At 46.4% G+C, this 16393-nt stretch carries 21 protein-coding genes; 11 read left to right on the forward strand and 10 right to left on the reverse strand.

From position 1 onward, the window contains the following. The first annotated feature begins 5 nt into the window (after nucleotides 1–5). The gene (locus tag ICN16_RS03720) at nucleotides 6–299 is read left to right on the forward strand and encodes a hypothetical protein (protein ID WP_015421612.1); all 294 of its coding nucleotides are present in this window, start codon (nucleotides 6–8) and stop codon (nucleotides 297–299) included. Between the two features lie 48 nt (nucleotides 300–347). On the opposite strand, the gene ICN16_RS03725 is transcribed toward ICN16_RS03720, so the two are convergent. Then, the gene (locus tag ICN16_RS03725) at nucleotides 348–1361 is read right to left on the reverse strand and encodes a D-glycerate dehydrogenase (RefSeq protein ID WP_216134198.1); all 1014 of its coding nucleotides are present in this window, start codon (nucleotides 1359–1361) and stop codon (nucleotides 348–350) included. A gap of 119 nt (nucleotides 1362–1480) precedes the next feature. Here ICN16_RS03725 and fdxA point away from each other — a divergent pair, with 119 nt between their 5' ends. Genes fdxA through ICN16_RS03750 form a run of 5 tightly spaced genes read left to right on the forward strand, consistent with a single transcriptional unit; the run spans nucleotide 1481 to nucleotide 5047 of the window. Next, the gene (gene fdxA, locus ICN16_RS03730) at nucleotides 1481–1804 is read left to right on the forward strand and encodes a ferredoxin FdxA (RefSeq protein ID WP_216134200.1); all 324 of its coding nucleotides are present in this window, start codon (nucleotides 1481–1483) and stop codon (nucleotides 1802–1804) included. A 1-nt stretch (nucleotide 1805) separates the two neighbouring features. Next, complete coding sequence (locus ICN16_RS03735; RefSeq protein WP_216134205.1) at nucleotides 1806–2849, forward strand: NAD(P)/FAD-dependent oxidoreductase; 1044 nt, start codon at nucleotides 1806–1808, stop codon at nucleotides 2847–2849. Between the two features lie 38 nt (nucleotides 2850–2887). After that, nucleotides 2888–3682, forward strand: a complete 795-nt coding sequence (locus tag ICN16_RS03740; protein WP_216134218.1) for a thymidylate synthase — start codon at nucleotides 2888–2890, stop codon at nucleotides 3680–3682. A 15-nt stretch (nucleotides 3683–3697) separates the two neighbouring features. Next, nucleotides 3698–4195 (forward strand): dihydrofolate reductase, encoded by a 498-nt coding sequence (locus ICN16_RS03745; protein ID WP_216134221.1) that lies wholly within the window; start codon nucleotides 3698–3700, stop codon nucleotides 4193–4195. A 57-nt stretch (nucleotides 4196–4252) separates the two neighbouring features. Further along, nucleotides 4253–5047 (forward strand): DUF4239 domain-containing protein, encoded by a 795-nt coding sequence (locus tag ICN16_RS03750; protein ID WP_216134224.1) that lies wholly within the window; start codon nucleotides 4253–4255, stop codon nucleotides 5045–5047. Between the two features lie 55 nt (nucleotides 5048–5102). Here ICN16_RS03750 and ICN16_RS03755 read toward each other — a convergent pair whose 3' ends face one another. Both ICN16_RS03755 and pmbA read right to left on the reverse strand, forming a co-directional pair. Next, nucleotides 5103–6185, reverse strand: a complete 1083-nt coding sequence (locus ICN16_RS03755; protein ID WP_216134227.1) for a TRAP transporter substrate-binding protein — start codon at nucleotides 6183–6185, stop codon at nucleotides 5103–5105. Nucleotides 6186–6239: 54 nt separating this feature from the next. Continuing rightward, complete coding sequence (gene pmbA, locus ICN16_RS03760; RefSeq protein ID WP_216134230.1) at nucleotides 6240–7586, reverse strand: metalloprotease PmbA; 1347 nt, start codon at nucleotides 7584–7586, stop codon at nucleotides 6240–6242. Nucleotides 7587–7612: 26 nt separating this feature from the next. Here pmbA and mog point away from each other — a divergent pair, with 26 nt between their 5' ends. Beyond that, nucleotides 7613–8236: a molybdopterin adenylyltransferase gene (gene mog, locus ICN16_RS03765; RefSeq protein WP_216134233.1), complete on the forward strand. Its 624-nt coding sequence runs from the start codon at nucleotides 7613–7615 to the stop codon at nucleotides 8234–8236. A 72-nt stretch (nucleotides 8237–8308) separates the two neighbouring features. Here mog and orn read toward each other — a convergent pair whose 3' ends face one another. Beyond that, complete coding sequence (gene orn / locus ICN16_RS03770; RefSeq protein ID WP_216134235.1) at nucleotides 8309–8896, reverse strand: oligoribonuclease; 588 nt, start codon at nucleotides 8894–8896, stop codon at nucleotides 8309–8311. Between the two features lie 15 nt (nucleotides 8897–8911). Here orn and ICN16_RS03775 point away from each other — a divergent pair, with 15 nt between their 5' ends. Beyond that, a complete protein-coding gene (locus tag ICN16_RS03775; protein ID WP_216134237.1) occupies nucleotides 8912–10162 on the forward strand; it encodes a M48 family metallopeptidase in 1251 nt (416 codons plus the stop codon). Nucleotides 10163–10183: 21 nt separating this feature from the next. Then, nucleotides 10184–11197, forward strand: a complete 1014-nt coding sequence (gene rsgA, locus ICN16_RS03780) for a ribosome small subunit-dependent GTPase A (protein ID WP_216134239.1) — start codon at nucleotides 10184–10186, stop codon at nucleotides 11195–11197. Here rsgA and ICN16_RS03785 read toward each other — a convergent pair. The 6 genes from ICN16_RS03785 to rpsP all read right to left on the reverse strand — a co-directional run bounded on the left by ICN16_RS03785 (nucleotide 11142) and on the right by rpsP (nucleotide 15116). Next, nucleotides 11142–12101, reverse strand: coding sequence for a CobD/CbiB family protein (locus ICN16_RS03785; protein ID WP_216134241.1), 960 nt, complete (start codon nucleotides 12099–12101; stop codon nucleotides 11142–11144). The genes rsgA and ICN16_RS03785 overlap by 56 nt on opposite strands. Continuing rightward, a complete protein-coding gene (locus ICN16_RS03790) occupies nucleotides 12098–12835 on the reverse strand; it encodes a CoA pyrophosphatase (RefSeq protein ID WP_216134243.1) in 738 nt (245 codons plus the stop codon). The genes ICN16_RS03785 and ICN16_RS03790 overlap by 4 nt, the downstream gene beginning before the upstream one ends. Nucleotides 12836–12899: 64 nt before the next feature. Continuing rightward, the gene (gene rplS, locus ICN16_RS03795; RefSeq protein ID WP_215375214.1) at nucleotides 12900–13298 is read right to left on the reverse strand and encodes a 50S ribosomal protein L19; all 399 of its coding nucleotides are present in this window, start codon (nucleotides 13296–13298) and stop codon (nucleotides 12900–12902) included. Between the two features lie 126 nt (nucleotides 13299–13424). Beyond that, nucleotides 13425–14171 carry a tRNA (guanosine(37)-N1)-methyltransferase TrmD gene (gene trmD, locus ICN16_RS03800; RefSeq protein ID WP_216134245.1) on the reverse strand — a complete coding sequence of 249 codons (747 nt, stop codon included), beginning with the start codon at nucleotides 14169–14171 and terminating at the stop codon, nucleotides 13425–13427. 42 nt (nucleotides 14172–14213) lie between these two features. Then, entirely contained in the window at nucleotides 14214–14777 is a 564-nt protein-coding gene (rimM, locus tag ICN16_RS03805) for a ribosome maturation factor RimM (protein ID WP_216134264.1), read from the reverse strand. Nucleotides 14778–14870: 93 nt separating this feature from the next. Further along, entirely contained in the window at nucleotides 14871–15116 is a 246-nt protein-coding gene (rpsP, locus tag ICN16_RS03810; protein WP_011902362.1) for a 30S ribosomal protein S16, read from the reverse strand. 253 nt (nucleotides 15117–15369) lie between these two features. On the opposite strand from rpsP, the gene ICN16_RS03815 reads away from it, so the two are divergent. Next, nucleotides 15370–15894, forward strand: coding sequence for an META domain-containing protein (locus tag ICN16_RS03815; protein WP_216861864.1), 525 nt, complete (start codon nucleotides 15370–15372; stop codon nucleotides 15892–15894). A gap of 36 nt (nucleotides 15895–15930) precedes the next feature. Next, nucleotides 15931–16377, forward strand: a complete 447-nt coding sequence (locus ICN16_RS03820; protein WP_216134267.1) for a hypothetical protein — start codon at nucleotides 15931–15933, stop codon at nucleotides 16375–16377. Nucleotides 16378–16393: the final 16 nt, after the last annotated feature.

Consider the following 16393-nt stretch of genomic DNA (forward strand, 5'->3'; position numbering starts at 1 on the left):
ACCTCATGAAACTCACCAAAAAAGAAATCGCCTTCGTAGATCCAATGCACACTGCTAAAACCCTGGTTTTGGTCTACCTCTGCTTCTCTGTACCGATTGTGTTGTTAGCCCTATTTGTGGCCTTCATTCGTGACGGCGCCATTCCCGGATTTACCGTACTGTCCGCATTGATTCTGAATGCATTGCTGGGCTTTGCTTTACTGTGGATTGCTTGCAAGGTCTACAACTGGGTAGCAGGGAAATTTGGTGGGATTGAACTGGCTCTCCGCGAACTTCCAGAAGAAATCGAAGCCGACTAATTTCTCAGTCGCCTTCGTTTTTTTACAGCTTATTTGACCTTCTCTTACTTAAGCGCTCAATACTTCAGAATTAATTAAGCTTGGTGGTTTTTTTCCATCAAGGGCTGCTCGTAAATTTTCTATTGCAAGATCCACCATCGCTCTACGTGTTTTTTCTGTAGCGCTCGCAATGTGCGGAGCTAGCACAATATTGCTGCACTTGAGTAACTCCGGATGCACCGAAGGCTCACCCTCAAAAACATCTAAGCCTGCTGCAAAAATCTTTCCACTTTGCAGTGCATGCGCTAGAGCCACATCATCCACAATACCGCCACGGGCAATATTGATCAGGGTTGCAGAGGGTTTCATCATCGCAATTTCTGCGGCACCAATCGTATGGTGATTTTGCGCGGTGTAAGGCAGCACCAACACCACATGATCAGCAGTGCGGAGTAATTCTTCTTTTGAAACATAACTGGCACCACAAGCTTTTTCATCAGCATCGGAGAGATGACTGCGGTTGTGATAAATCACTTTCATACCAAAACCCAAAGCGCGTTTCGCAATTCCTCGTCCAATGCGACCCATACCAATAATGCCAACGGTGCTGTGATGTAAATCCATGCCCAATGGGTTATTCACAATTGACCATTGATCCCACTTACCGGCTCGCACCCAATGTTCAGATTCGGTAATCCGCCTTGCAGTTGCCATTAACAAGGCAAAGCCAAAATCTGCTGTTGTATCCGTAAGGACATCAGGGGTATTGGTAGCCATCACGCCAGCAGCAGTAATCGCTGGAACATCAAAGTTGTTATAGCCAACGGAAATATTGGCCACCACCTTCAAATTTTTTGACTGAGATAGGGCTGCAGCATCAATACGCTCGCTACCTGCAACCAAAGCCCCCTCAACCTCTGAAAGCGCCTTTTGAAGCTCGTCCGGGGTAAATATTTTGTCTGACTGGTTGGAGCGGACCTCATAGGATTCCTCTAATTTGGCTAGCGCTTCAGGGAAAATCGCCCTTGCGACCAAAATCTTTGGTTTGGAAGTGTTTGTTGAGTTGCTTGCTGGAGTGTTCATAGCGTGACTTTACCTCAAGTAAATTGAGGCTTTTGACTGAAAAATAGCTCGATTCGGCTAAAATTGAGTTTTTATAACTTGTCGGCCTATTGATCTAGGCTCCTCACCCGTAAAACATCATGACTTATGTCGTTACCGAAGCCTGTATCCGTTGCAAATACACCGATTGCGTTGATGTCTGCCCAGTCGATTGTTTTCGTGAAGGCCCTAACTTTTTAGTGATCGATCCAGATGAATGTATCGATTGCGCAGTATGCGTACCTGAGTGTCCAGTGAGTGCAATTTATGCAGAAGATGATGTTCCAGGAGATCAGCAGGCATTCATCAAGTTAAATGCTGAGTTGTCACCCTCATGGACATCGATTACTAAATCCAAAGCTGCCCTCCCTGAGGCAGAAGAGTGGAAAGACGTTAAAAATAAACTTGACCAACTGGTAAAGTAAATTGCACTCCCCCATTGAAACCGATGCAGTCATTATTGGCGCCGGTCCGGTGGGGCTCTTCCAAGTCTTCGAACTTGGGCTTCTAGAAATTAAAGCGCATGTCATTGACTCCCTACCCGAAGTAGGCGGTCAATGTATCGAGCTCTATCCAGATAAACCAATCTACGATATTCCAGCAATCCCCGTTTGCACTGGGCGTGAGCTGGTGAGTAATCTACTAAAACAAATCGAGCCATTCGCACCTCAGTTTCACTTAAATCAAGAGGTCTCTACACTTGAGAAGCAGGCTGATGGACGCTTTCTAATAAAGACTTCTCAAGATCAGCAGTTTTTAACAAAAGCTGTTTTTATTGCTGCTGGTGTCGGCGCATTTCAACCGCGTACGCTCAATCTGGATGGCATTGAGGCATTTGTAGATAAACAAGTCTTCTATCGAGTCAGAAATCCTGAGCAATTTGTAGGTAAGCGTGTGGTGATTTGTGGTGGTGGAGATTCTGCTTTGGACTGGGCATTGCATTTTTCCGATCAAGCAGCCAATGTGACATTAATTCACCGCAGAGATGAATTCAAGGCGGCACCTCAATCAGTCGCCAAGATGCGCGCGCTTTGCGCCACCGGCAAGATGCAACTCATCATTGGACAAATTACCGGTCTTGAAACCTCTGACGACAAACTCACAGAAATTGCCGTCACCAATATTGATGGTGAAGTTCAAAACATTGACTTAGATGCACTCTTATTGTTTTACGGTCTCTCCCCCAAACTAGGCCCTATTGCTGACTGGGGTCTCGATATCGATCGTAAGCAAATTGCTGTGGATACGGCCTGCTTTCAGACTAGCACCCCCGGTATTTACGCCGTTGGAGATATCAATATCTATCCCGGTAAGAAAAAGCTAATTTTGTCGGGCTTTCATGAGGCAGCCTTGGCAGCCTTTGCTGCAGCAGCCTATCTAGCCCCTGAAAAGCAGATTCAACTCCAGTACACCACCACCTCCCCAAAGCTTCATAAAGCCCTTGGGGTAAGCCCGCCGACATTCGAGTAAGCTCTTAATATCACTGAATCATTTAGCCGAATAAACCTATGCGTCAATATCACAATCTCATGAAGGAAGTCCTCGAAAAAGGCGTCCAAAAATCCGATAGAACCGGAACAGGAACGATCTCCATCTTCGGACACCAGATGCGCTTTAATTTGGCCGAAGGTTTTCCGATGGTCACTACCAAGAAGCTGCATCTCAAATCCATCATCCTGGAATTACTCTGGTTTCTTAAGGGCAGCACTGATAACAACTGGCTTAAAGAACGCGGTGTTTCTATTTGGAATGAATGGGCAGCACCTGACGGTGACCTAGGTCCGATTTATGGCTATCAATGGCGCTCATGGCCTGCGCCGAATGGTCAGCATATCGATCAGATTGCCGAAGTCGTAGAGACCCTTAAAAAGAATCCTGATTCTCGTCGCATTATTGTTTCTGCGTGGAACGTAGCTGATATTCCTCGTATGGCTTTAGCACCGTGCCATGCCTTCTTTCAGTTCTATGTTGCTGATGGCAAGCTTTCCTGCCAACTCTATCAACGCAGTGCCGATATTTTCTTAGGCGTACCTTTTAATATTGCTAGCTACGCCCTTCTCACCCACATGATGGCGCAGCAGTGCGACTTAGAGGTGGGCGATTTTGTATGGACTGGTGGCGACTGCCATCTCTATAGCAACCATTTAGAGCAAGTGGATCTGCAGCTTTCGAGAGATTTCTTCCCGCTACCTAAGCTCAATATTTTGCGCAAGCCAGATTCTATTTTTGACTATGAATTCGAAGATTTTGAAATTGCTGGCTATGAATCCCACCCCGCCATTAAAGCTCCTGTAGCTGTTTAAGAAATTAAATTACCCATGACTGCATCTAAGCACCCCGCCATCTCGATGATTGTTGCCCGCTCGCGCAACCACGTGATTGGTCGTGATAATCAAATGCCTTGGAAGATCTCCGCTGACCTGCAGTTCTTCAAAAAAGTGACTATGGGTCACCCCGTCATCATGGGGCGCAAGACTTGGGAATCTATTGGCCGCCCATTGCCGGGGCGCCGTAACATCGTAGTCAGTCGGAATCCTGACTTACAACTAACTGGCGCAGAAGTAGTGAACTCACTGGATGCAGCACTGAGTAATTTGAGTGAGTTTCCGAGGGTATTTGTGATTGGTGGAGAGCAGTTATTTACACAAGCTTTCCCCAAGGCTGATCGCCTCTTCATCACCGAAATAGAGATCGATGTTGATGGCGGAGATACCTTCTTTGAGGTTCCCAATCCTGAGCAATGGAAAGAGGTTGAAAGAACGCCCTCATCCGAAGGTGATATTCACTTTAATTTCCTTGCACTTGAGCGAAAGTAGTCCGCCCAGCGTCACATCCACCTAAAGCATCGAATATTCGATCCAAGGAGCTAAGCCATGAGTTTTCCCGTTTTAAGAATGATGCTTGAGTCTTCGGATGTCATGCTACGGGTGGAACTCATTGCAATTGTCTTAACGCTTTGCTTCGTCGTATTTTATTTCTTTCAAAAAATTTCGCCGAAATATTTATTTGGTGATGATGGTCCCTACGCTGGTTATATCTATAACGCGATGGGTGTCATATACAGCATCTTATTTGCCTTTATTACCGTGCTGGTTTGGCAAAGCTATAACAATGTAAGCGATTCAGTGGCGAAGGAAGCCAACCACCTCAATAATATGTATCGACTTTACTCAGCATTCCCACCAGAGTTTGATCAATCTGGAAAGCAAGCTCTGAGAGCTTACACAAAAACTGTCATAGATGAGGAGTGGCCTCTTTTAAGTCAAGATAAATTCAGTGTGAAGGCATTTAAACAATTATTAGAACTAGAGCTTGATCTCATTAAATACCAACCTCAGAATCCCGGCCAAATTAATGCACATCAAAAATTACTTCAGCTCGCCATAGAATACGCAGAACTACGACGCAGTCGAATTTATAACGCTCAGTTCGCTCTAGCGTATCCGGCATGGTTTGGGCTCATCAGCAGCTCTTTTGTATTTCTATTTTTTTCCTGCTTATTTAAGATGCAATCAAAGCGTACGCACATTGTGATGACCATTTTTTTAGGCCTCACCATTGCTGGTGCCGTGTACTTTTTGATTCTATACATCCACCCATTCCTAGGGCCAATGGCAATTTCTTCTGCTCCGCTACAGAATTTATTGGATTTCAACTGGAAGTTTTAGGGTGACTCCACAAATACAGATAAGGGGGCGAAACGCCCCCTTATTTCTTGGCATCTCAAAGCTTCTTGGTGAAGCTGTACTGTGCAAATGCCTGCTCAGCGACACCGAACCACTGTGCCTCCATGTTCCTGAAGGCACGATAGTCTTCAAAGATTTTCTTGAACTGAGGATTCTTAGCTGATTCTTCAGCATAGGTTTCCTGGCTAGCTTTAAAGCAGGCATCCATTACTGAGGTATTGAATTTTCGCAATACTGCCCCACCTTGAACCAAGCGCTGCAATGCGGGCGGGTTCAAAGCATCGTACTTCGCACACATATCAGTGTGAGCCTCAAAACATGCTGCCTGCCATGCAGCCTGGTATGCAGGTGGCAATGAATCCCACTGTTTCTTGTTGACTAAGAATGAAAGGCCAGCCGCGCCCTCCCAGAATGCGGGGTAGTAGTAATTCTTTGCTACCTTAGCTAAACCCAATTTCTCATCATCGTAAGGACCAACAAATTCTGCAGCATCAATCGTGCCTTTTTCTAGAGCTGAATAAATTTCGCCCGCAGGGAGCTGTTGAGGCACTACCCCTAGCTTTGCAAGCACTTGTCCAGCAAAGCCGGCGATACGGAATTTAAGCCCTTTGAGATCTTCTGGAGATTTAATTTCTTTGCGGAACCAACCACCCATTTGAGTACCAGTTTGCCCGCCCAAGAAGTTCACAATGTTGTAACTAGCGTAAAGCTCACGCATTAACTTCATGCCATTACCATGCAGCATCCAAGCTGCTTGCTGACGCGCTGTCATACCAAAGGGGGCAGCAGTATCAAAAATAAATGCACTGTTCTTACCTAAATAGTAATAACTAGCCGTGTGCCCACACTCCACGGTGCCATTCTGTACCGCATCCAATACTTGTAAGGCAGGCACTACTTCGCCAGCTGCAAATACTTTGACATTGAATTTACCGTCTGTTGCTTTACGCAAGGCATTGGCAAATACTTCCGGCGTTCCAAATAAGGTATCTAAGGATTTAGGAAAACTCGAGACCAAACGCCAATTGAGCGTTGGCAAACTCTGTGCAATAGATGGGGCCGCTAGTGCTGCCGCGCCTGCGCCAATGGTGGCCTTCTTTAAAAAGGAACGTCTTTGCATCTTTTTCTCCTCCAAAATAATTTACTTTTTTATTTATATTCTTTAATTGATGTTTTATTTACCACCAACAGTCATTGACCCAATCAAGATGGAGCCAGTCTCCTTGGTTCCGCGGATCAATGAATCGCTACCAATCATCTGAATATCCATCAGCATATCGCGCAAGTTGCTAGCAATCGTAATTCCTTCCACCGGATACTGAATCTCGCCGTTCTCTACCCAATAACCAAAAGCGCCACGAGAGTAATCTCCGGTAACGTAGTTGACGCCTTGCCCCATGAGCTCGGTCACCAGTAGGCCAGTCCCCATTTCTTTTAAGAGCGCAGGCAATCCACCTTTAGGCGTCTTGCGACTTTGTAAGCTGAGATGATGGGAGCCACCAGCATTGCCGGTGGTTTTCATACCCAGTTTTCTGGCGGAGTAAGTAGATAAGAAATAGCCCTGCAACACACCCTTATCCACCACAGTTCTAGCTTTAGTTTTCACACCCTCTTCATCAAACGGTGCGCTTCCTGTCATCGACTTCAGGTGAGGGTTTTCAAAAAGGCTAACGTGCTTTGGCAAGACTTGTTTGCCTAGGCTATCCAATAAAAAACTGGAGCGACGATAAAGAGCACCACCAGAAACAGCCTGTACCAATCCACCAAGTAGGCCAGCCGCTAAGGGCGCTTCAAAGATCACTGGGCAGCGTCGAGTAGTTAATGACCTCGCCTTAAGACGTGAGAGTGCACGCTCTGCCGCGTATTTCCCAATCGCAGCTGGATTGGCCAACTCTTCAGGGATGCGTGAGCTTGAATACCAGTCATCTCTTTGCATGAGTGACTTTTTGCCGCCCTCATTTGCAATCGGCGCGCACGAAATGTAGTGGCGAGAGAATGGATAGCCACCCATAAATCCGTGACTAGTCCCCATCATGAAATGCGCGTGATGTGCGGATACCGATGCACCATCGCTATTTTGAATTTGCTTGCTAACCGCAAAGGCGGCACCCTCAGCAGTGCGTGCAATATCAATCGCTGTTGCCGAATCTAAATTCCACGGGTGAAATAGATCGAGATCGAGGGGATGTTTTTCGAGGAGCTCTTTTTCAGCTGGGCCAGCACAAAGATCTTCGGCTGTATGTTGGGCAATATGGTACGCAGCTTCAACCGTTGCCTTCAGGGAACCTTTGGAGAAGTCGCTTGTACTGGCATTACCGCGGCGATGACCCAAAAAGACCGTGACACCAACCTGCTTATCCAGGCTTTGCTCAATGGTCTCCACCTCGCCCTTGCGAACAGTAACCGAAAGACCTTGTCCCTCAGAAACCTCTGCCACCGCATCTGAGGCGCCCCGTCTTTTGGCTTCCGTGAGCATGAAATCAATGATTTCTTGAAACTGATTTGATGAGTATGTAAACATGCCCTAATAATAGCTAGAATAGAAACATGAAGCATACCGAAGCTTGGAAAAGATCCACCCCTGACGAAATCAAAATTGGCTTAATCTCGATCTCCGATCGAGCGAGTAAAGGCGTATACACCGATGAAGGGGTTCCTGCCCTCCGAACATGGCTGGAAAGCGCCCTCAGCACACCCTATGTCTTTCATGAGCGCCTGATCGCGGATGAGCGGGAAGTAATCACCGAAACCATCGTAGAACTGGCAGATGAATTAGGTTGCGATTTAGTCCTCACCACAGGCGGCACAGGCCCCTCCCGAAGAGATGTAACCCCTGAGGCCACAATCGATGCGGGAACCCGGGAAATGCCCGGATTTGGCGAGCAAATGCGTCAAATTAGCCTACGCTTTGTACCAACTGCTATTTTGTCGCGTCAAACTGCCGTTTTACGAGAAATCGAAGGGCACACCGCCCTTGTCATTAATTTGCCAGGTCAACCTAAATCCATCAAAGAAACCCTTGAAGGCCTCAAAGATGCTGAGGGTAAATCCATCGTGCAGGGTATTTTTGCCTCAGTGCCTTACTGCATTGAACTTTTTGGCGGCCCCATTATCCAAACCCATGAATCCGTTATTAAAGTCTATAGACCCAAAAGCGCCATCAAGAAGTAAGGCATCCTAAAGGGTAGATAAAAAGGGTCCAGTAATGGACCCTTTTTATATTGCACGCTAATAGATGCTGAATTATTCCGGTAAGGGCACGATAAATTTTTCTCGATAGTACTTAAGCTCCTCGATGGACTCTTCAATGTCTGCCAAGGCGGTATGAGCCTGCTTTTTAGTGAAGCCCTTTACTAACTCAGGGTGCCAACGCTTACAAAGCTCCTTGAGGGTAGAAACGTCGATATTTCGATAATGAAAGAACGCCTCTAGTTTTGGCATGTACTTCGCCATAAAACGACGATCCTGACCAATCGTATTGCCACACATTGGCGCAATTCCAGGTTTGATGTATTTCTTTAAAAAAGCGATGCATTCAGCTTCAGCAGTAGCTTCGTCTGTAGTTGAGGCCCTAACCTTCTCAATCAGGCCGGAGCGTCCATGAGTGCCCTTATTCCAAGCATCCATCGCATCTAATAAGGCGTCATCCTGATGAACCACCCAAACTGGGGCAGTAGCAATGGTATTGAGGTGTGCATCGGTCACGATGACAGCAATTTCCAAAATGCGCTCTTTTTCAGGGTCTAGACCCGACATCTCCATATCCACCCAAATCAGGTGTTCATTGGCTGGCGCCGCCTTTGGTGCAGGGGTACTTGTTTTTTCACTCATATCTATAATCATCTCATGACATTCACAATTGTTTTTCTAATCGCCTTCATCGCCAGCTTTGGTCTACGCCACTGGTTATCCCAACGCCAAATTCGTCACGTTGCACTCAACCGTGATGTGGTGCCCGCTGAGTTCGCCTCACAGATCTCTCTGGCCGAACACCAAAAAGCTGCCGACTATACGATTGCCAAACTACGCCTCGGTATTTTAGAGAATGGCTTCAGTGCAATTGTTTTGATGGGCTTCACGCTCTTGGGCGGCTTACAGATCTTGAACTTCTCTCTTCTGCAATTATTGGGAGAGGGCATTGCACAGCAAATGGCTCTCTTGATATCCATCGTCCTGATCTCCGGAGTTATTGACCTACCCTTCTCTTGGTACAAACAGTTTTACCTAGAAGAGCGCTTTGGATTCAATCGCATGAATGCCAAGCTCTTTTTTAGCGACATGTTCAAGGGTTTAGGTGTTGGTGGCGCAATTGGCGTTCCACTGCTCTGGGTCATTCTCAGCTTGATGGCTCAAGCAGGTGACTTTTGGTGGCTATGGGCGTGGGGCGTTCTTACTGTTTTCAGCCTATTGATGCAGTGGATATTTCCAACCTTTATCGCGCCTATCTTTAATAAGTTTGAAGCACTAGAAGAAGGTGCACTAAAGACCCAAATCGAAGCTCTGCTAACACGTTGTGATTTTGCCAGTCAGGGCCTGTTTGTGATGGATGGCAGCAAACGCAGTGCGCACGGTAATGCATTTTTTGCCGGCATGGGTAAAGCTAAGCGCATCGTATTTTTTGATACCTTGATTGAAAAGCTAAACCCTGGTGAAGTGGAAGCCGTACTAGCTCATGAACTTGGCCACTACAAGTGCAACCATATTCGCAAGCGCTTGCTAGTTTCCTTTGCTTTGAGCTTTGTGACATTCGCACTCCTAGGCTGGATCAGCACTCAGCCTTGGTTCTATAGCGATCTTGGTGTGATGCCCAACCCCAATGGCTATAACGGCGGCCTAGCCTTAGCACTCTTCATGTTGGTATCGCCCGTCTTTAGCTTCTTCCTGACTCCGCTATCGAGCTTGGCATCACGTAAACATGAATATGAAGCAGATGGTTTTGCTGCAGATAAATCCTCTGCAGCAGATTTGATCTCCGCCTTAGTCAAGCTCTATCAAGGCAACGCATCGACCTTAACGCCAGATCCGATCTATACCGCTTTTTATAGTTCGCACCCCCCTGCTCCATTACGCATTGCCAATCTCAAACGTTTCAACTGAGTAACCCGGAATATTTAGTTGATGGAACAATTTCATGCGCTACTCACAGCCTCCTATGGAAGGCATTATTTAGCGCAGCGATTGGTCAAGGATGAGCGTGGAAATGAATCCCCTCTCGGTGAATTAATTCAGGTAAGTACGCCAGCCAAGCAACACATTGGTGCAGTAGGTGATCGCATGCTCCTGGAGATGACCTCAGTAGATCAAGCACGCATTATTCGCATCGAACCACGAGAAAATTTACTCTATCGATCTGATGCCTTTAAAAGCAAGCTCATCGCCTCAAATGTCGATCAAATATTAGTCGTGCTGGCTACGCAACCCGCTTTCTCCCCTGACCTTTTGGGAAGAGCAGTTGTTGCTGCAGAGACAAACCAAATTGGTTTGCACATTCTCCTCAACAAATGCGACCTCAAAGATAACTTAGAGCACGCGCGCAAGATCATTGCACCCTATGCATGCATGGGCTACCCCGTAACAGAGGTATCCGCTAAGTTTGATGAGGCCTCCATCGAAGCATTGCGCCCCGCTATTTGCGGCAAGGTATCTGTGTTTGTTGGTCAATCTGGTATGGGCAAATCCAGCCTACTGAATGCCTGGGTTCCGAATGCAGCAGCGATTACTCAAGAGTACTCAGTTCGCTTGGATACCGGTAAACACACTACAACTGCCTGTCGCTACTTTGAGCTACCCGAGGCTTGGGGGCGTGATGCTAGCGGCAAATTGGGCGCCCTAATTGACTCCCCTGGCTTTCAGGAGTTTGGCTTGGCGCATATGTCTGTCAGCGAGTTAGAACATGCCTTTAGGGAGTTTCATGATCTGCTGGGCAAGTGTCGCTTTCATAACTGCGCTCACCAATCTGAGCCGGACTGTGCAATACGAGAAGCTGTGGACAGAAATGAAATAGCGCCAGAAAGACTGGCGCTATTTAGGCAATTGCGGTCCGACTCAAAAACGGCCGATACGCAGATTCAGGGAATTAGCCAAGCCAAAGAGCGATGGTCAGCATTAGCAATAAAGCCATCCAAGCGATAACTAAGCGCCACACCAAACCAATTGCAGAGCGCATCGTGCGCTCATTCGGCTCAAGGCCTACTTCGTAAACAACGGGCTCACCAGCTTCAGCCATACGCAAAGCTTCATCGCTATCAGGCTCGCTCATAGGCTCACCCAAACGAACACCCAGAGCACCACTACCAGATGCCAAGATCACTGCTGATAAAGAGTCGGACCATTTGCCAGTCAAATGACGCCATGCATAGACTGCGCCCTCAAAGTTACCGACAATCGCAAAGCCCATCGCTGTGATGCGAGCAGGCACCCAATCTAAAACGTAGAAGAAATGACGCGCCGCTTCACTTAAATTGAAGTCACCTTTTTCTGACCAGCGCTGAGCAGCTGTATCAGCTAAGCGGTACAAGACCACGCCTGCTGGGCCCATTGGCATTAGGAACCAGAACAGCACACCAAAAACATGGTGATGCGAACCAATAATGGCACGCTCTAGTGCAAGTGAAATGACTTCAGTCTCTGTGAGATTGGAGGCATCTAATTCAGGGCCATACCACTCACCCAAGGCTGCGCGTGCTGCTGGCAAATCATGATTAGCAATTGCTTCATGTACTAGCGTGAAGGAGTGGCTAAATTGGCGAAAACCAAAAAATAAGTAGGCGATTAATACATTCCATATGAAACCTAAAATTGGAAAGGTCACCATGAAGACAACGTAGAGAACAAATACTAAAAACGTTGGCAGAATAAATGCGACCAAGCATGCCATACGAGCACCTACTGGGCTCGCGCCTTCTTCGGTCTTGCCACCGAATTCACCGGCGACCCAATCTAACCAGCGAGCGCTCATGCGCGCGATCCAATGGGTCGAAGTTACTGGGCGATATTGCTCAGCAATGAGGGCAAAGAGAATAGAAAAGAAAGTCATACTTTTAATAAATGATAAAGGTTACGCAACATACCAGCAGTAGCACCCCAGATAAAACGATTTTCATAGGGCATTGAATAAAACCGACGACTACCCTGATCACTCTCCCAGACTCGCACTTGATGATTTGCAGGGTCCATTAAAAAATGTAAAGGCACTTCAAAAACATCTGCAACTTCAAAAGCATCTAAGGCATATTCTGCCTGAGGTTTTACCAATCCCACAACTGGCGTCACACTATAGCCCGAAACCGTTAAATACTGAGGCAAATGGCCAATGATTTCCACCCCCTGCCTATCCAAGCCGATTTCCTCTTCACTTTCTCGTAAAGCGGTGTCATTAGGGCTGGAATCACCCGGATCCATCCGTCCACCTGGAAAGCTAATTTGACCAGCATGGTCGTGTAAATGATCGGTCCTTTGGGTTAGCAGCACCGACAGTCCATCAGCCTTCAACAGCAAAGGGATGAGCACCGCTGCCTGGGTTATTTTTCCAGCAGCTTGGCGATTTTGAATAATGCCTGCCGCAATGACCTGTCGATTTTCATCGGTGATCTCTGGCTGCCAAGCAGGTGGAATCTGAAAACGATTTTTCAGATTCACTGGATGCAAATGATGGTCAGCTACCCTGGGTTGATCTGCGCATACCTCATGAATCGGAATCGCCTGCGCATCAAAGCTCAATGGAGTGGCTGCACTCAATTTTTGCTCTTGGGGTTTCTGATTCTGAGTCATTAGCTTATTTTAGGGCAATAAAAAAGGCGACCTAGGCCGCCTTCTCTTTGGATTAAAGCAAACCTTATTCCGCTACAGTCTCAGCAACTGCTTTAACTTTGCGTGCAGGAAGTTTTTCTTTAATACGTGCAGACTTACCTGAACGATCGCGCAAGTAGTACAACTTGGCACGACGTACATCACCGCGACGCTTCACTTCAATGCTAGCGATCAATGGTGAGTAAGTTTGGAATGTACGCTCTACACCTTCGCCAGATGAAATCTTGCGAACGATAAAGCTTGAATTCAGTCCGCGATTGCGCTTAGCAATCACAACGCCTTCAAAGGCCTGGGTACGCTTACGTGTACCTTCAACTACGTTTACGCCAACAACTACTGTGTCGCCAGGAGCGAAAGTAGGAAGTACTTTGTTAGCACTTAAGCGAGCAATTTCTTCTTGCTCAATTTTTTCGATCAAATTCATTATTAATCCTTAAACATCTTGTCAGCGTTTAATCCCGAGACTTTCATCAACGGACCAGACAGAGGATGCAGTTAAAACCATTTCACTAAATCAAAACACAAACACTTCATTCAAAACCATAATTACTTACAGCGTTCGAAGAAATTGCTCATCTTCTTTACTTAGCAACCCATTAGCTCTTGCTGATTTAATTAAATCAGGTCTAAGCCTTAGCGTCAGCTCCAAAGACTTCTGCCGACGCCAATCCGCTATTTTAGCGTGATGTCCGCCTAAAAGCACGTCCGGGACAGATAAATTTTCATATATTTCAGGGCGGGTGTAGTGCGGATAGTCCAAAAGACCATTAATAAAGCTGTCCTGGATAGTAGATTCGACATCACCCAAGGCGCCAGGAATGAGGCGCATGACAGCATCCATCATGGTCATAGCGGGTAATTCTCCGCCAGAAACCACAAAATCCCCCATAGAAAGCTGTAAATCAACGTTGCGATCGATAAAACGCTGGTCTACAGCCTCATATCGACCGCAAATAAAGGTTAAATTGCCGTAATTAAGAATATCTGCCGCTATCTTCTGGGAAAAGACCTCGCCTTGGGGTGCCAAGAGGCAAATTGGCCCAGAAGCGACATTTTGAGCTTGATGGGCTGCTTTAACAGCAGATATCGCATCTTCCAATGGTTTGACCATCATGACCATACCTGGACCGCCACCATAGGCGCGATCATCAACAGTTTTGCGAGGATCGAGACAATAATCCCTTGGATTCCAGAGATTGACGCTGGCAAGACCTTGTTCACAGGCGCGCCCAGTGATGCCCCACTGCGTTAATGCAGAGAACATTTCAGGAAATAAGGTGACTACATCAAATCGCATATTGGAAATGGAAGATCAATGACTAATTGCATTTAGTGCAGATTACCAGTCGGGCTGCCAATCCAGAGTAATGAGCTTGTTTGGCAGATCTACGTTTTGTACCACCTCTTTTACGAAAGGCACTAGCTGTTTTACTGTTTTGGTTTCTGAATCACCAAGAGCGATGATTCCATGGGCGCCGTTATCGTTGACGTCAATCACCTCACCTAGGCTCTCACCTTCGAGATTGATTGCTTTGCAGCCAATGAGATCAACCCAGTAATAACTATCGCTCTCCGCCTTTGGAAACACTTCACGCGCAACTAAGATGCGAGCACCTTTTAAGGCTTCAGCTTGATCACGATCTGTAATACCGTCCAAGGCAATCACTACATTGCCACTATGCATCTTGGCTTGCTTCACCTTGTATGGCTTTAATGAAGCCTGCTCATGAGATGGAGCAACTCCAGCACTCCGTCGAGGAATGAGAGATAACCAAAGTTCTTTGCTAGATAAGAGTGCTACGGGATCGGAAGAATGAGGGCGAACCTTAATCTGACCCTGTAAGCCTTGAGCGTCTTGAACTGCACCGAGCTCAATCAAATCATCTAGGGAAGGTGTATTCATATTGAAGCCACCTCAACTCCCCAAATAACACTACAAGTCAATTCTGCTACCAAAGACTTTGTCACTAAGAGAAAGCCTTTGGATATAAAGTCTTTAGACAGCAGGATTATTTTTGATCAAACGAACTACTGTTGGAGAAATCTGCGCGCCAACACCAGTCCAATAGGTCAAACGATCTTGAGCAATACGCATTGCTTGCTCAGTCGCTGCTGCCTGTGGATTGAAGTAACCAATACGCTCGATAAAGTTCGAGTCGCGACGATTGCGCTTGTCTGTAGCCACGATGCTATAAAAAGGGCGCTTCTTTGAACCGCCGCGTGCCAGTCGAATGACGACCATACTTATTCCTTAAAATCTAAAATGAAAACAGGTTGATTACAACCCAATGAAATTACTACAAAATCTTGGGCTCCAACTAACTGAGCAAATTAATAAAACAAATGCACGGTATAGCGGAAAACCTCATATTCTAGACGAAAACCCCTACTTGATCCACCTATTTAAGTGGGCACTCTTTTAGCTTCAACAGTAGAATAGATGATAGTTAATTAAAAAATAATTATTAAAAACAATAACTTACAAAAATATCACCATGAAAACTGCCATTTTTAGCCCCTCCAGAGGTCCTATAAAGCGCTTTTTTCTCATTCTTTCTTGCCTCGGCTTAGGTTTTTTGACTGCCTGCGCCAATGTCATTCCGTCCTGCAACGCTAAAACCAGCCCTCCAAGCAGTGAATTCCGAAATACCAAATGGGAGCTAGTCCGCTGGAATCTCGCACCCAATGCCAAAGGTGAGGTTCGTGCCCGACAAATCCCTCAGGGCGACAATAGCAACCCAATCCAAATCATCTTTGATGCCAATGCTGAGCGTGTGAGTGGATCTACAGGCTGCAATCGCTTTACCGCTCGCATTACTGAAGATGCCAGAGGATTTACGCTGGATCAAATAGCCGCCACAAAGATGGCCTGTACACCACAACGCATGGAGCTAGAGAATGACTTTCTCTATGAATTGAATGATTACCGCTCCATTGTGCGCAACGGCGATCAGCTCTTGATGATTGGCGCGGATCGTGAAGTTTTAAGCTTCATGCAAAAAAATAATTCTGCAAAATAAATCAATATTGATATAGACCCATTACTGAAAGTCAGCATGAAAAAATACAAACTCCTATTCTGCTCACTCGGATTATTTTTTCCCGGTACCGGCTTTAACTGTTTTTATTTGCAAGGATTGAAATCCTTTTGGGGTTGGGCACAACTATTTTCATTTATTGGCGGAATTGCTGGTTGGTTGATCCTAAAAGATACACACTTCCACTCTGCGCCGGGCTGGGTGTTAATCACTTTTGGTTTTATTACTTTTGAGGCAAGCTGGCTAACGACAATCGCTTATGGCTTACGTGCAGATGAAAAGTGGGACGCACAATTTAACCCGAACCTAGAGCCCAGTAGAGCAACTAGGTCGGGCTGGCCAGTTGTGCTGACTGTGATTTTTTCTTTGGTATTTGGTGCCGGTGTGATGATGACCTTCTTAGCAATTGCATTTGAGCAATTCTTCATCTCCCAGCTTCAGGAAGCAAGAAAGCTATCCCAGTAACGCGGATAGCTTTTTG

This window comes from Polynucleobacter sp. es-MAR-4 (assembly GCF_018882055.1).
Classification (GTDB): Bacteria; Pseudomonadota; Gammaproteobacteria; order Burkholderiales; family Burkholderiaceae; genus Polynucleobacter.